Source organism: Burkholderia sp. BCC1977, from assembly GCF_905339595.1.
Taxonomy (GTDB): domain Bacteria; phylum Pseudomonadota; class Gammaproteobacteria; order Burkholderiales; family Burkholderiaceae; genus Burkholderia.
In genome coordinates, this window is sequence record NZ_CAJPGQ010000065.1 from 12,566 (window position 1) to 27,856 (window position 15,291).

Consider the following 15,291-nt stretch of genomic DNA (forward strand, 5'->3'; position numbering starts at 1 on the left):
CAAAAACGCCGCGCCCCTTTCGGGACGCGGCGTTTTTTTCATCTGGCGAGACGGCGGGTGCGACGCACCCGCGTCGGCCTTACACGGCAGCGATCGCTTCGCGTGCGCTGGCGAGCGCGGCGCTCTGTGCATCCGGCCCGAGGTTCAGGCCTTCCGCGTGGATGAAGTTCACGTCGGTCAGGCCGATGAAGCCGAGGAACGAGCGCAGGTACGGCGTCTGGCTGTCGTTCGGCGTACCCAGGTACTTGCCGCCGCGGGCCGTCACCACGTGAACCTTCTTGCCCTTGATCAGGCCTTCCGGGCCGTTCTCGGTGTAGCGGAACGTGACGCCTGCACGCGCGATCCAGTCGAAGTACGTCTTCAGTTGCGACGAGACGCCGAAGTTGTACATCGGTGCGCCGATCACGATGATGTCGGCGGCGTTCAGTTCGGCGATCAGTGCATCGCTCTTCGCGACGATCGCATTCTGTTCCGCGCTGCGCTGGTCGGCCGGCGTGAAGAATGCGCCGAGCACCGATTCGTCGAGGTGCGGCAGCGCGTCGGCCAGCAGGTCGCGAACCACGACCTTCGCGCCGGAGTTCGATTGTTGCAGCTTTGCCGTCAGTTCGTTGGCCAGCAGCGTGGATTGCGCACCTTGCGAGCGCGCCGCGGAATTGATTTGCAGAATGGTCGTCATGTCAGGCTCCAGTTAGGCTGCGCTTCGGTAGCGCGAGTGAAGCCATTGTGCGTGTCCGCGTCGTCTTGAAAAAGCGGGCTCAGGGCGACGGATTGTTGCAGCAACAGAACAATCCATGATCGCGCCCCGAAACCCGCTTCGGCGTGCTCAGCCCTTCAGCCAGGCTTCCCGGGCCTTGTGCGCGGCGGCCGGTTTCGCCGCCGCCGTGAGCCGGTAGCGCGCGACTTCCGGCCCGTCCAGCTTCAGCCTGGCGGTCCGCAGCTCGTCGCGGCGGAAGGCGTGCACCTCGACCTTGTCGCCCGGCCGGTAGCGCGCGAGCAGCGTGTCGAGGTTCGCGCCGGTCACGCGCAGCCCGTCGAGCGCGATCAGCGTGTCGCCGGCCGACAGCCCGGCGCGATGCGCGCCGCCGCCTTCGTAGACCGCCGCCAGCGTGCAGTCCGCGCCGCCGCGCAGGCGCGCGCCGATCGTCGGCTTCACGGCCGCGCCAGCGCCAACCTCGGGCGCGAGCGTCACGCCGAACGGTGCGAGCAGGTCGGCGAGCGGCAGGTCGCGCGTGCCGTGCACGGCGTCGGCGAACAGCCGGCCGAGCGCGACGCCCGTCGCTTCCTCGATCAGCGTCTCGACCTCGTTTTCCTCGACACCCGCCTGCTTGCCGCGATAGAACTCGCGGCCGTAGCGTTGCCACAGCAGACGCATCACGTCGTCGAGCGACTTGCGGTTGCGCGTTTGCGCGCGGATCGCGAGATCGAACGCGAGCGCGACGAGCGAACCTTTCGTGTAGTAGCTGACGATCGCGTTGGTCGCGTTCTCGTCCTGACGGTAGTACTTGATCCACGCGTCGAACGAGCTTTCGGCTACGCTCTGCTTCAGGCGCCCCGTGCCGCGCAGCACACCGCCGACGGTACGGCCGAGCGCCGCGAAATATTCGTCCTGCGACATCAGCCCGCTGCGCACGAGCATCAGATCGTCGTAATACGACGTGAAGCCCTCGAACAGCCACAGCAGCGACGTGTAGTTTTCGCGCGCGAGGTCGTACGGTACGAACGCGGCCGGTTTGATGCGCTTCACGTTCCACGTGTGAAAATACTCGTGGCTGCAAAGGCCCAGATACGTGCGATAGCCTTCCGTCGTTTCCGGCCGGCCCTTCACCGGCAGGTCGGTGCGGTTGCAGATCAGCGCGGTCGACGCACGGTGTTCGAGGCCGCCGTAGCCGTCGCTGACCGCGAGCGTCATGAACACGTAGCGGTCCATCGGCGCCTGCTTCGATTTCGGCTCGAACAGCGCGATCTGCGCTTCGCACACGCGCTTCAGGTCGGTGCGCAGCCGCTCCATGTCGAGCTGCGTCACGCGCCCGGCGATCACGATGTCGTGCGGCACGCCGTGCGCGTCGAACGTCGACAGCGCGAATTCGCCGATCGTCACCGGATGGTCGGTGAGTTCGTCATAGTTCGATGCGCGATATGCGCCGAACCCGTAGCGCTTGGTGCCGCGCGCCTCGGGCAGCGACGTGCCGACGCGCCACGTGCGAAACGCCGGCCCCGCCGGTTTCGAAATGTCGACCTCGCACGGCGCATCCTCGCGGCCGGCGACGCTCAGGAACACGGCCGTGGCGTTGAAGAAGCCGCCCGAGTCGTCGAGATACGCGGAGCGGACCGACAGGTCCCACGCGTACACGTCGTAGCGCAGCGTCAGCGCGCCGTTCACCGGTGCGGCCTGCCAGGTGTTCTTGTCGGTTTTCGCGATCCGCACCTTGCGGCCCGCATCGTTGAACGCGGCAAGCGTCACGATGTTGCGCGCGAACTCGCGAACGAGGTAGCTGCCCGGAATCCACACCGGCAGCGAGAAGCGCTGGCCTTCAGGATCGGGATCGGTGACCGTCACCGACACTTCGAACAGGTGCGCGGCAAGATCTTTCGGGGCAATCGAATAGCGGATCGGCTGGGTCATCGTGGCAATCGGTCGAAAATCGGACGGAAATCAGACGGAATACGGCGGCGGAAACGAAGAGAGGCGCCGGCAGATATCGCGGGCGCCCCTCGCTGGCCGGGCCATGCGGCCCGGCGTGTCGGTCGGTTACTTGCTCGACGCGAGCGCCTGGTTCAGCTGGTCGGCCGACACCGCGCCCGGCAGGCGACGGCCGTCGGGCAGGAAGATCGTCGGCGTGCCGGTGACGTTCATCCCGCGGCCGAGCGCGAGGTTCTTGTCGAGTGCGCTCGTATCGCAGGTGCCGGCGCCGGACGGTGCGCGATGGTCGAGCATCCAGCCCTCCCAGCTTTTCGCGCGGTCGGTCGCGCACCAGATCGCCTTCGACTTCGCGGTCGAATCGGGTGACAGCACCGGGTACAGGAACGTGTAGACGGTCACGTTGTCGATCGACTGCAGCGTCGTCTCGAGGCGCTTGCAGTACGGGCAGTTCGGATCGGAGAACACCGCGATCTTGCGCGCGCCGTTGCCCTTGACGACCTTGATCGCGTTGGCGAGCGGCAGGCTCGCGAAGTCGATCTTGTTGAGGTCGGACAGGCGCGCGTCGGTCAGGTTCTTGTGCGTCTTGGTGTCGACGAGATCGCCGAGCAGCACGTAGTCGCCGGCTGCATCGCTATAAATGATCTGCGCGCCAAGGTTCACTTCGTACAGGCCTGCGACCGGCGATTTCGACACACTCTTGATCGGCGCGTCGCTGCCGAGACGCGCTTGCAGCGTGGCTTTCAGCTTGTCGGTGGTCTGGTCGGCCTGCGCGGTGCAGCCGAGCGTCGCCATCGTGACGGCCAGCGCCAGCGATGCGATGCGAATCGTTTTTTTCATCCTGATGTTCCTTCAGCTCAATCGGAGTGCACGTCACAGTGTACGCCGTAACGGAACCCTGTCCGACAGGCCGGGAGCGCGAAGGTTCGATCAGCCGAGCGCGGCCGACACGAGCCAGCGCTTCACGAGCGGTTGCGCGCCGACGAACGCCATGCCCGCGTTGCGCACCGCCTTCGCGAGCGAGCCCGGCACCGCGAACAGCCGCTGCAGCCCGTCGGTCGCGACCATCAGCGCGCGGATGTCCTCGCGACGCGAGCGCTCGTAGCGGCGCAGCAGCACCGTATCGCCGAGGTTGCGGAAGCGCTCCTTGTTCGCGATCGCATCGGCGAGCGCCGCGACGTCGCGCAGCCCGAGGTTCATCCCCTGCCCCGCGAGCGGGTGGATCAGGTGCGCGGCATCGCCGACGAGCGCGACGCGCGGGGCGATCAGCTTGTCGACGGTCTGCAGCGCGAGCGGGAAGCCGGCCGCCGGCGTCACGCATTCGAGCGCGCCGACCTGGCCGTGCGACACGCGCTCGACTTCAGCCGCGAGTTGCGCGGGATCGAGCGTGAGCAGTTCGTCCGCGTGCGCGGTGTGCGCGGACCACACGAGCGACACGTGACCGTCCGGCAGCGGCAGCAACGCGATGATCTCGCCTTCGTGAAACCACTGATAGGCCGTCTCGCGGTGCGGCAGCGACGCCTTGAAGTTCGCGACGACGCCCGTCTGCCGGTAATCGCGCCGCTCGACCCTGGCCCCCATTTGGGAACGCACCCACGAATGCGCGCCGTCCGCGCCGACCACGAGGTCCGCTTCGAGCACCTGGCCCGACGACAGCGTGAGCACGGCCGCGTCGTCGCGCACGTCGAAGCCCTGCGCGCGCGCATCGAACCACGTGAGATTCGGCTGGAACCGCAACGCGGCGTCGAGCGACGTCTCGATCAGCGACGATTCGGTGATCCAGGCCAGTTGCGGCACGGACGCCTGGTACGCGGAGAAATGCAGTTCCGCTTGCGCATCGCCGTACACGCGCATGTCGTAGACCGGCGCGAGCCGGCCATGGTCGAGCGCCTGCCAGACCCGCAGCCGCTCCAGCAATGCCTGCGAGCTGGACGACAGCGCGTAGATGCGCGTGTCGAACGCGAGATCGGCGGGACGCGGCGTGGCCGGCTGGGCGAGCAAGGCGGTCTTGTAGCCGGACTGGGTCAGCGCGAGCGCGGCCGTCTTGCCGACGAGCCCGCCGCCGACCACGGCGACGTCGAAGGTGTGGTGGGCAGTCATGGCGGGCATTATAGCCGCGGGGCCAATCCCTTACGCGGCCGGACTTTGCGGGAAATCAGCAGAATCGCGGGTGGGTCCGGCAGCGCGGCGGCCCGTCGCATCGGGCGTTCGGGGGAAGGCCGGAAACCGGGGCGTCGGCACGGTACAATAGCGCCTTTGACCGTCGGCCCGCCGCGCCCCACGCGCCGGCCGTCCCTATTTTCCCGCGCCGCCGTGCCTTGTCCGGCCGCGCCGCCCCACCCGTCCGAAGGATTCCATGAGTCTCAAATGCGGCATCGTCGGCTTGCCCAACGTCGGCAAGTCCACCCTGTTCAATGCGCTGACCAAGGCCGGCATCGCCGCCGAGAACTACCCGTTCTGCACGATCGAGCCGAACGTCGGCATCGTCGAAGTGCCTGACACGCGCCTGAAGGCGCTCGCCGAAATCATCAACCCCGAGCGCATCGTGCCGGCCGTCGTCGAATTCGTCGACATCGCGGGCCTCGTCGCGGGCGCGAGCAAGGGTGAAGGCCTCGGCAACCAGTTCCTCGCGAACATCCGCGAAACCGATGCGATCACGCACGTCGTGCGCTGCTTCGAGGACGACAACGTCATCCACGTCGCCGGCAAGGTCAGCCCGATCGACGACATCGAAGTGATCAACACCGAACTCGCGCTCGCCGATCTGGGCACCGTCGAGAAGGCGCTCACGCGCTACTCGAAGGCCGCGAAGTCGGGCAACGACAAGGAAGCGGTGAAGCTCGCCGCGGCGCTCGAGAAGGTGCGCGCGCACCTCGACCAGGGCAAGGCCGTGCGCGGCCTCGATCTGTCGGACGACGAGCAGGCCCTGCTCAAGCCGTTCTGCCTGATCACCGCGAAGCCGGCAATGTACGTCGCGAACGTGAAGGACGACGGCTTCGAGAACAACCCGCACCTCGACGCGGTGCGCAAGTACGCGGAAAGCGAGAATTCGCCGGTGGTCGCGGTGTGCGCAGCGATCGAAGCGGAAATCGCCGATCTCGACGATGCGGACAAGGAAGCGTTCCTCGCCGACATGGGGATGGAAGAGCCGGGCCTCGACCGCGTGATCCGCGCGGGCTTCAAGCTGCTCGGCCTGCAGACCTACTTCACCGCGGGCGTGAAGGAAGTGCGCGCGTGGACGATCCACATCGGCGACACGGCGCCGCAAGCGGCCGGCGTGATCCACACCGACTTCGAGCGCGGCTTCATTCGCGCGCAGACGATCGCATTCGACGACTTCGTCTCGTACAAGGGCGAACAAGGTGCGAAGGAAGCCGGGAAGATGCGCGCGGAAGGGAAGGAATACGTCGTGCACGACGGGGATGTGATGAACTTCCTGTTCAACGTCTGAACGCCCAGGGCGTTCCATGCCGACCAAGCCCGCCCCCTCGTGGTGGCGGGCTTTTTTTTGGTTGCATGGACCCGGACGACGGAGACGCATGCCCCATCCGAGCGGTAGCCGTCACGCGGCAAGCGGCGCGTTCAATATGCGCCACCTGGCGACGCCACGGGATTGCGCGGCCCGCCAAACAAGCCGATTCCCGTCTCGGACAGTTGCCTCGCGACCTGCCGCCCGAGACGAACGTTGCCGGCGTCGTCCGGCCGCGTCGTGGGCAACTCGGGCGGCTTCAGCGTATTCGACGCGCTTCTCATGCAACGCGCCATTTCGAGGCGCTGCTGAAACGAATAGCTCGACGAGTTGATCACGTTCCCGCCTTGATCGACCATCAGACAACCGGAATCCGGCCGAATCCTGTCCTGGTTGTACCCTGGCTCGGCGCAGGCCGCGCCCGTCGCCACGAAAACACCCACGCACAAGACGACATATCGACTTTTGAACATGACACCGCCTCGGCAATAACGGAATACATCGGCGGATCATGCTAACGGCCGAAGCCGGACTGGCTCGCTGCTGCGTTGGCGGGCAGCCACAGGATCTGAAAATCTGTCTCGTCCCATTGCGCCCGGGAGCGATAGGCAGTGCCGCGATTCGTGACGATCACATGGCGGAGGCGCCCCGAAAGGTCGCCTCCGCCCCCCGTCCGGATCAGCTCAATCGCGACCGACAATCCTCAGCGTCCCGGACATATGCAGGAACTGCCCGTCCTTCGTCGCGATGTTCGTATCCACCGTGCCACGCTCGAAATCCTCGACGTGCACGACGTTCGAGCCGGTGGTCGGCTCATGCCAGTACACCAGATACACCTGCGGACGGATCTCGCGCACCGCGTACTGCACCGTATCCGTCACGCCTTTGAACCGACCGGCCGTGCCGACGAACGACATCGTCTTGTCGTCCTGGAAGTGCAGATCGAACACGGTGTCGCCGAACTGCACGTGCACCGTCTTGCCCACCGCGGGGAACGGCGCCGGCGCCGGCCACTGCATCTCGCCCTTGGCGACCTTCGCGCTCAGCTCGAGCGACGACTTCTCGCCGAGCTCCGGGTAGCGCGCCTCCATCGCCGCGATCAGCGCCGCCGAATCCTTCGCGCGCGCCGCTTCCCGATCGAACGCCTTCACGTAGTCGCGCGTGAACGCGACGCCGGTGGCGAACGGCTGGCTGCCGTCGCGGTTCGGCAGGAAGTGCCCGGGCACGACGCGCGCCGGCTTCAGCGCATCGATCCGGTCGAGCGTCGCCAGCCAGTTCGCGTGCGACAGCGGCGTCTGCGTGTCCGCCATCCACACATGGATGTTCGCCGCGACCGGGATGCCGCCCGCCACGGTCCGCTCGGAAGGAATCCAGACGAAAGTGCGATCGGGCGTCGGGCCGTCGAGCCCGACGATTCGCAGCGGCTGCCCGTCGACGCGCAGCGTATCGCCGTCGAGCGGCTGCGGCACGATCACCGCTGTCGGCGCATTGTCCTTCAGGATCGGGCCCCAGTAGGCGAGCTTGCCGTCCTTGCTGGCCTCGATCGCGGCGACCGTCTGCGGCGTCGCGACGATCTTCGCGTCCGGAAACGCCGCGTGAACGGTTGCCAGCCCGAAGTAGTAATCGGGATCGCTGTGGCTCACGTAGACGGCCTTGAGGGTCTTGCCGCTCGCCTTGATCCGGTTCACCAGCGCCTGCGCGTCATTGCGCTGGAACTGCGCGTCGATCAGGATCGCCTCGGTCTTGCCCGAGACGATTTCGGACGAAACCGGGAAGATCGCATGCGTGCCGGGATTGTAGACATCGACGGCCAGCGGGCCGGCGATGCTCGTAGATGCTGCGCCGAGCAGCGCGGTCACCGCGAATGCGGAAGAAAGCAGATGACGGATCGACATGGTCGGACTCCTGAACGAGGTTGAGTGTCGGCACAATAAATGAAACCATGTTGGTAACAAATAGACTGTTTATTGATGGTCTCTTTCTCGACAGGAGTGAATCGATCGCGACGCATCGCGGCACGACCGCTTACCCGAGCGGCGCCGGGCCGTTCCCCGGTCGCCGCGGCGACGACAAAAAAAAGCCCGACCGGCAAATGCCGGTCGGGCCACGTTGCTTCCAGGCCGAGTCGTCAGGCGCTACCGCGCCCGGCCGCTCGAACGATCACGTCGCCGAGACGCGTCGCCCCGCCCCTGCTTGCGCATCGCGACCGCGCTTGTTCAGCCACGAAGCGAACAGCACGAGCAGCGCGAGCACGGCCGTCGCACCCACTTCCATCCGGTGTTCCTCGCTGACGAACATCACGGTCAGCGTGCCGCAGATGAACAGGATCACCGCCCACGTGAGCCACGGGAACAGCCACATCCGCAGCGTCAGGTCGGCACCGCTCGATTCGAGCGTCTTGCGCATCCGCAGCTGCGAGATCGCGATCACGAGATACACGAGCAGCGCGATCGCACCCGACGTCGCCAGCAGGAAGCCGAACACCTGCTCCGGCATCAGGTAGTTCGCGATCACGGTCAGGAAACCGAATGCGGTCGATGCCAGCACGGCCGCGCGCGGCGTGCCGGTCGAATCGGTGCTGTGCAGGAACGCAGGCGCGTCCTTGCGCTTGGACAGCGAGAACAGCATCCGCGATGCGGTGTACAGCGCGGAGTTCAGGCAGCTCGCGACCGACACGAGCACGATCACGTCGATGATCGCCTTCGCGTTCGGAATGCCGATCAGCTCCATCGCGCGCTGATACGAGCCGTGCTTCGGCAGCAGCGGATCGTTCCACGGCACGATGGCCGCGACGACGAGGATCGAGCCGAGATAGAACAGCGTGATACGCCAGATGACGGAATTCGTCGCGCGCACGATCTGGCGCTGCGGGTTGTCCGACTCGGCGGCCGCGATCGTCACGATCTCGGTGCCGAGGAACGAGAACATCGTCGTCAGCATCGCCGCGAGCACCGCACCGGCGCCGTTCGGCATGAAGCCCTGGTGCGCGAACAGGTTCGACACGCCCGATACGGCCGGCGCAGGCACGATGCCGACGATCGCCGCACCGCCGATGCACAGGAACACGACGATCGCGACGACCTTGATCAGCGCGAACCAGAATTCGAATTCGCCGTAGTTCTTGACCGAGAAGAGGTTGGTGATCGTCAGCAGCAGCGTGATGCCGAGCGCGAAGATCCAGGTCGCGATGCCGGGGAACCACGCATTGAGAATCGTCGCGGCGGCCGTCGCCTCGATCGGGATCACGAGCACCCAGAACCACCAGTACAACCAGCCGATGGAGAAGCCTGCCCAGTGGCCGATCGCACGATCGGCATAGGTCGAGAACGAACCGCTGTCCGGATGGGCGACGGCCATCTCGCCGAGCATGCGCATCACCAGTACGACCAGGACGCCCGCGATCGCATACGCGAGGATCGAAGCCGGGCCGGCTTCCGCGATTGCGTGGCCGGAGCCGACGAACAAGCCGGCGCCGATGACGCCGGCAATCGACATCATCGTCACGTGACGCTGCTTCAGACCCGTGCCGAGTCCTGTCTTGCTTCCACTCATGTGTCTCTCTCCAAAAAACGGTTCCGGTACGACCGGGTGTCGCGTGAAGGCGGCGCGGGGAGTTGTCGTTGTTGAATCCGGCAGCCCGCCGCGCATGTGCGGCAAGCGGGCAGGAAGCCGGATCGAGCCTGTTCCGGTCGGTGCGCGACGCAGTCTGCGAAGCTGCGGATGCGATGCGGCACACGGGGGCGCCGGCGCATCGCGTGCGCCCTTTCCGTCGGCTGTCGGTCAGCCGCCTTCGAAGCGAAGGAGTGTAAGCATCAAACGGTTCTTCACTAAGAACCAATTGAAGAATTTCGATGGAACCACTTGTTGCATCGACGCGAATCGATGCAACGCTTGGTCCGGTTCGGCGTTCGCTTGCGCGCCGCCGGATCGGGCAATTGCCGGCGATGCAAGTTCGCTCGGCACCACGGCGCACGCGCCCGTCTCAGCGGTTCACGTGCCGCGCAGGCGCCGCTCAGTTCGCACCGCCCGGCCCTTCGTCCCGCCATTTGGCCGGCACGATCGCGTGCCATTCTCGCAGAAGCAGGTTTTTCACGGCGTCGGGATGCGCGGCCGACAGGCGCACCAGCACGATCGGCCAGCCCGCATAGTGGTCGGTCACGTAGTACACGTCGGGTGCCGATTCGATCAGCCACGCGCGCTCGTCTGGGCCGACGCCCTTCACGACGAGTGTGTCGCCGTCCTCGCGCAGGCGCGCGAGCATCTTGCCCTTCACCTTGAGTGCGGGCGTGCCGTACGACGTGCCCTCCTCGACACCCCGCCATGCCAGCGCGATCCGCCGAACTTCGTCGAATGTCACGATGCGCCTCCGCCCGTCGGTGATCGACGTCCCGGACACCGTAGCGGAAATCGTGGATGTCGCCTAGCCGGGCAGCGTGCGGCCGAGCGCCCGGCGACGCGGGGCTAGCGGCCGGCCGCGCGCGCCGCCACCGGCGCGCGGCCAGTCGTGGCGACGATCGCGAACGCGATCGCATTGGCGGCCGCGCTCGCCAGGATCGGCATGAGATAGCCGCCGCCTGCGTCGTAGATGAAACCGGCGGCAGCGGGCCCGATCAGCGTGCCGAACGCGACGCTCGTGTACAGCACGCCGATGATCGCGCTCACGTTGCGGCCGCCGAAGTAGTCCATCACGACGGCCGGCAGCACGGCGACCCAGCCGCCGTAGAACACGCCGAACACGAGTGCGAACGCGGCCAGCGTCGCGACGCTCCCTGCGCCGGCCCAGGCGACGAGCGCGACGGCCATGCCCGCGAACATCGCGAGCAGCGACGCGCGGCGGCCGAAGCGGTCGGCGAGGCCGCCGAGGAAGAAGCGCCCAGCCGTGCTGCCGACGCCGATCGCGCCGAGCAGCAGCACGGCCGTCGATGGCGCGACGCCATGATCGAGCGCATACGGCACGAGGTGCACGAACGGCACGAAGACGCCGAACGAGCACACGAGACACGCCGCGTAGAGGCTCGCGAACGGCCGCGACGTGACGGCTTCGCGCACGGTCGCACCGGCCGGTACCGATGACGCGGCACCGGGCTGTCCGTCGCCCGATGGCGCCCGCGCCGCCTCGCCGTCAGGCAGCAAGCCGCGCCCGCGCGGGTCGTTCTCGATCAGCAGCGACATGCCCGCGCCCACCACCACCGCGATCGCCGCAAGCGTGACATACGCGCCGCGCCAGCCGACGTGCGTGATCAGCGCGGATGCGAGCGGCGGCATGACGAGCGTGCCGACGCCGACCCCCGCGACCGCCAGCCCCGACGCGAACCCGCGCCGCCGCACGAACCAGCGTTGCACGGCGCCGACGGCCGGCACATATGCGCAGCCGACGCCGAGGCCGACTCCGAGCCCGTACGCGACATAGACCTGCAGCAGTGTATGCGCGGCACCGGCCGCCGCGAGACCCGCGGCCGTGAGCAACATGCCGGTGACGGCGAGCCGCCGGGAGCCGAAGCGATCGGCAAGCGGGCCGCTGACGATGCCGAAGCCGAAGTACAGGAAGCCGGCCAGCGAGAACACGAGCGAGATCTGCCCGCGCGAGGCGGCGAAATCCCGCTGCAGCGATTCGACGAACGCGCTGAACGTGTACGCACTGCCGAAGCCGACGAACGTGACGGCGAACGCGGCCGCCACCACATACCAGCCGTAGAAGACGCGCGATGCGCGCGGGCCGCTCATGACGATGCTCCTCTCGGGTTCCGCCGGACGCCGCGCGGCGCCCGGATTGCCTCATGGATATAGATGAACTATGTTGATCGCATCGACCGCGCCAAACCCGGCCACGACGAAACGATCCAGTGCAACAACGGTACTCGCGCCCACCCGTCGCCTCAAACGATATTTCGTCGGCCTTTCGCTTTAGAAAAACTGAATGAACCGTTCCCGTCTGCCGCCCCTCAACGCGCTGCGCGCGTTCGAGGCGGCCGCCCGCCACCTGTCGGTGAAATCCGCGGCGGAAGAGCTGTCGGTCACGCCCGGCGCGGTGAGCCAGATGATCCGCACGCTCGAAACCCATCTCGGCGTGCAGCTGTTCGAGCGCGTGAACCGCGGCATCCTGCTGACCGCCGCGGGCCGCGACTACCTGCCGCCCGTGCGCAACGCGTTCCGGCAGATCGCGGACGCATCGCAGCGTGTGTCGGGCACCGCCGACAGCGGCGTGCTGACGGTGAGCGTCACGCCGTTCTTCGCGTCCGCGTGGCTCGTGCCGCGCCTCGCGCAGTTCCGCGGCGCGTGCCCGGACGTCGACCTGCAGATCGTCGCGAGCCACGCGCTCGCCGATTTCTCGCGCGACGGCGTCGACGTCGCGATCCGCCACGGTCTCGGCCGCTACATCGGGCTGTGCAGCGAACGGCTGCTGACCGTGGAGATCGTCGCGCTTGCGGCGCCGCAACTCGTCGCGCGGCTGGGCATGCCGGCCACGCCCGCCGACCTGGCCGGATGGCCGCATCTGCACGACGCCGAGCGCAAGGGCTGGCACATCTGGTTCGACACGCAGCGGATCGACGATTTCGGCCCGCCGCGCGGCCCCGCGTTCGACGATTCCGGCCTGTTGCTGCAGGCGATCCTCGCCGGCCAGGGCGCCGGCCTGCTGCCGGCGGCGATGGTGCGCAACGAACTCGCGAGCGGCCGGCTCGTGCAGCTTGCCGACGTCGCCTGGCTCGACGACTTCGCGTACTACCTCGTCTATCCGCCGCATCATGCGGAACGCGCGAAAGTCGCCGCGTTCCGCCGGTGGATACTCGAGGCCGCGCAGGACGACGGCGCGGCATCGATGACCGGCGCGGCGTAGGGTTGCCGCACCGTGGGGCGGCGGCAACGATCCTCAGCTGATCGGCTAACATGCGGCCCGAGATCGATAACGACATCCGGAGAGAGACCATGCCTGCCCTGCTCCGCCGCGCGACGCGCATCGCCGCCTTGTCGGCCGCGCTGTTCGTCGCGTGTGCCGCCCTGCCGCCCGTGGCGCACGCGTATCGCGCGTCGCCCGGCTACGGCAGCGAAGCCGACCTCGACCGGCACGACACGTACCGCAATCGCGACGGCGACACCGTCCATGCGCCGGCCCATTCGAAATCGGGCCGCGTGCCCGAGGGCGCGAGCGCGCGCTGCCGCGACGGCACGTACAGCTTCAGCCGACATCGGCGCGGCACCTGCTCGGGGCACGGCGGCGTCGCCGCCTGGCTGTGAACGCGGGTCGGCCGAATGGCCTGCGCGGTGCCAGCGGCAGCCGGCGGCGAAGTACAATACGCGCTCGCGCCGCCAACCCGCGGCGACACCGCCGCGCCCCGCGCGGCACGCTCCGTACCGAATCACCCGACGCCACGCACGCCCGCGCGCTGCGCGGCAGTCTCAACCACTTCTGACTTTCACACCCAAATGGCCCAATACGTTTTCACGATGAACCGGGTCGGCAAGATCGTGCCGCCCAAGCGCCAGATCCTGAAGGACATCTCGCTGTCGTTCTTTCCCGGCGCGAAGATCGGCGTGCTCGGCCTGAACGGCTCGGGCAAGTCGACGCTGATCCGCATCATGGCGGGCGTCGACAAGGACATCGAAGGCGAAGCGACGCCGATGCCGAACCTGAACATCGGCTACCTGCCGCAGGAACCGCAGCTCGATCCGACGAAGACGGTGCGCGAAGCCGTCGAGGAAGGCCTCGGCGACCTGTTCCAGGCGAACAAGAAGCTCGAAGAAATCTATGCCGCCTATGCGGAACCGGACGCCGACTTCGACGCGCTCGCGGCCGAGCAGGCGAAATACGAAGCGATCCTCGCGTCGAGCGACGGCGGCAGCCCCGAGCAGCAGCTCGAAGTGGCCGCCGACGCGCTGCGCCTGCCGGCATGGGACGCGAAGATCGAACACCTGTCGGGCGGTGAAAAGCGCCGCGTCGCGCTGTGCAAGCTGTTGCTCGAGAAGCCGGACATGCTGCTGCTCGACGAACCGACCAACCACCTCGACGCCGAATCCGTCGACTGGCTCGAGCAGTTCCTGGTGCGCTTCCCGGGCACCGTCGTCGCCGTCACGCACGATCGCTACTTCCTCGACAACGCGGCCGAGTGGATTCTCGAACTCGACCGCGGCCACGGCATTCCGTGGAAGGGCAACTACAGCAGCTGGCTCGACCAGAAGGAAGAGCGCCTGAAGCAGGAAGAAGCGTCGGAATCGGCGCGCCAGAAGGCGATCAAGAAGGAACTGGAGTGGGTGCGCCAGAACCCGAAGGGCCGCCAGGCGAAGTCGAAGGCGCGTATCGCGCGCTTCGAGGAGCTGAACAGCCAGGAATACCAGAAGCGCAACGAAACGCAGGAAATCTTCATTCCGGTCGGCGACCGCCTCGGCAATGAAGTGATCGAGTTCAAGAACGTCAGCAAGGCGTTCGGCGACCGCCTGCTGATCGACAACCTGAACCTGAAGATCCCGGCCGGCGCGATCGTCGGCATCATCGGCCCGAACGGCGCCGGCAAGTCGACGCTGTTCCGGATGCTGACCGGCAAGGAACAGCCGGATTCGGGCGAAGTCGTGATGGGCCCGACCGTGAAGCTCGCGTACGTCGACCAGAGCCGCGATGCGCTCGACGGCGCGAAGACGGTGTTCGAGGAAATCTCGGGCGGCGCTGACGTGCTGACGGTCGGCAAGTACGAAACGCCGTCGCGTGCGTACATCGGCCGCTTCAACTTCAAGGGCGGCGACCAGCAGAAGATCGTCGGCAACCTGTCCGGCGGCGAACGCGGCCGCCTGCACCTCGCGAAGACGCTGATCTCCGGCGGCAACGTGCTGCTGCTCGACGAACCGTCGAACGACCTCGACGTCGAAACGCTGCGCGCGCTGGAAGACGCGCTGCTCGAATTCGCGGGCTCGGTGATGGTGATCTCGCACGATCGCTGGTTCCTCGACCGGATCGCGACGCACATCCTCGCGTTCGAAGGCGATTCGCAGGTCACGTTCTTCGACGGCAACTACCAGGAATACGAAGCCGACAAGCGTGCGCGCCTTGGCGAGGAAGCCGCGAAGCCGAAGCGCCTGCGCTACAAGCCGATCAGCCGCTGAACGGCGCGGCCCGCGCACCCGGCGCCGCGGCAACGCGGGGCCGGATGCCGAAGGCCGCTTCCGACCGGCACGACGAAAAAGCGGGCGCATGGCC

General features: G+C 67.2%; 13 protein-coding genes. 4 read left to right on the forward strand and 9 right to left on the reverse strand.

Annotation, left to right across the window (positions count from 1 at the left end; genetic code table 11):
• Positions 1-79: 79 nt before the first annotated feature.
• The 4 genes from U5771_RS32705 to U5771_RS32720 form a co-directional block, all read right to left on the reverse strand.
• The gene (locus U5771_RS32705) at positions 80-676 is read right to left on the reverse strand and encodes an FMN-dependent NADH-azoreductase (protein ID WP_322027766.1); all 597 of its coding nucleotides are present in this window, start codon (positions 674-676) and stop codon (positions 80-82) included.
• A 147-nt stretch (positions 677-823) separates the two neighbouring features.
• Entirely contained in the window at positions 824-2,623 is a 1,800-nt protein-coding gene (locus U5771_RS32710) for a PDZ domain-containing protein (RefSeq protein WP_322027767.1), read from the reverse strand.
• A 126-nt stretch (positions 2,624-2,749) separates the two neighbouring features.
• Entirely contained in the window at positions 2,750-3,478 is a 729-nt protein-coding gene (locus U5771_RS32715; protein WP_322027768.1) for a DsbC family protein, read from the reverse strand.
• A gap of 90 nt (positions 3,479-3,568) precedes the next feature.
• Positions 3,569-4,747 carry a UbiH/UbiF family hydroxylase gene (locus U5771_RS32720; protein ID WP_322027769.1) on the reverse strand — a complete coding sequence of 393 codons (1,179 nt, stop codon included), beginning with the start codon at positions 4,745-4,747 and terminating at the stop codon, positions 3,569-3,571.
• A 247-nt stretch (positions 4,748-4,994) separates the two neighbouring features.
• On the opposite strand from U5771_RS32720, the gene ychF reads away from it, so the two are divergent.
• Positions 4,995-6,089: a redox-regulated ATPase YchF gene (ychF, locus tag U5771_RS32725; RefSeq protein WP_322027770.1), complete on the forward strand. Its 1,095-nt coding sequence runs from the start codon at positions 4,995-4,997 to the stop codon at positions 6,087-6,089.
• A gap of 131 nt (positions 6,090-6,220) precedes the next feature.
• On the opposite strand, the gene U5771_RS32730 is transcribed toward ychF, so the two are convergent.
• From U5771_RS32730 to U5771_RS32750, 5 genes are all read right to left on the reverse strand, one after another.
• Entirely contained in the window at positions 6,221-6,580 is a 360-nt protein-coding gene (locus U5771_RS32730) for a hypothetical protein (protein WP_322027771.1), read from the reverse strand.
• A gap of 210 nt (positions 6,581-6,790) precedes the next feature.
• Positions 6,791-8,002, reverse strand: coding sequence for an MBL fold metallo-hydrolase (locus tag U5771_RS32735; protein WP_322027772.1), 1,212 nt, complete (start codon positions 8,000-8,002; stop codon positions 6,791-6,793).
• Between the two features lie 265 nt (positions 8,003-8,267).
• Positions 8,268-9,659, reverse strand: coding sequence for a GABA permease (gene gabP, locus U5771_RS32740; RefSeq protein WP_322027773.1), 1,392 nt, complete (start codon positions 9,657-9,659; stop codon positions 8,268-8,270).
• Positions 9,660-10,119: 460 nt separating this feature from the next.
• Positions 10,120-10,464, reverse strand: coding sequence for an MmcQ/YjbR family DNA-binding protein (locus U5771_RS32745; protein ID WP_322027774.1), 345 nt, complete (start codon positions 10,462-10,464; stop codon positions 10,120-10,122).
• 104 nt (positions 10,465-10,568) lie between these two features.
• The gene (locus U5771_RS32750; protein ID WP_322027775.1) at positions 10,569-11,831 is read right to left on the reverse strand and encodes an MFS transporter; all 1,263 of its coding nucleotides are present in this window, start codon (positions 11,829-11,831) and stop codon (positions 10,569-10,571) included.
• 193 nt (positions 11,832-12,024) lie between these two features.
• Between U5771_RS32750 and gcvA the strand changes: the two genes are divergently transcribed.
• The 3 genes from gcvA to ettA all read left to right on the forward strand — a co-directional run bounded on the left by gcvA (position 12,025) and on the right by ettA (position 15,197).
• Positions 12,025-12,942, forward strand: a complete 918-nt coding sequence (gene gcvA, locus U5771_RS32755; protein WP_322027776.1) for a transcriptional regulator GcvA — start codon at positions 12,025-12,027, stop codon at positions 12,940-12,942.
• 89 nt (positions 12,943-13,031) lie between these two features.
• The gene (locus U5771_RS32760) at positions 13,032-13,340 is read left to right on the forward strand and encodes a DUF3761 domain-containing protein (protein WP_322027777.1); all 309 of its coding nucleotides are present in this window, start codon (positions 13,032-13,034) and stop codon (positions 13,338-13,340) included.
• Between the two features lie 189 nt (positions 13,341-13,529).
• Positions 13,530-15,197 carry an energy-dependent translational throttle protein EttA gene (gene ettA, locus U5771_RS32765; RefSeq protein WP_322027778.1) on the forward strand — a complete coding sequence of 556 codons (1,668 nt, stop codon included), beginning with the start codon at positions 13,530-13,532 and terminating at the stop codon, positions 15,195-15,197.
• Positions 15,198-15,291 lie beyond the last annotated feature (94 nt).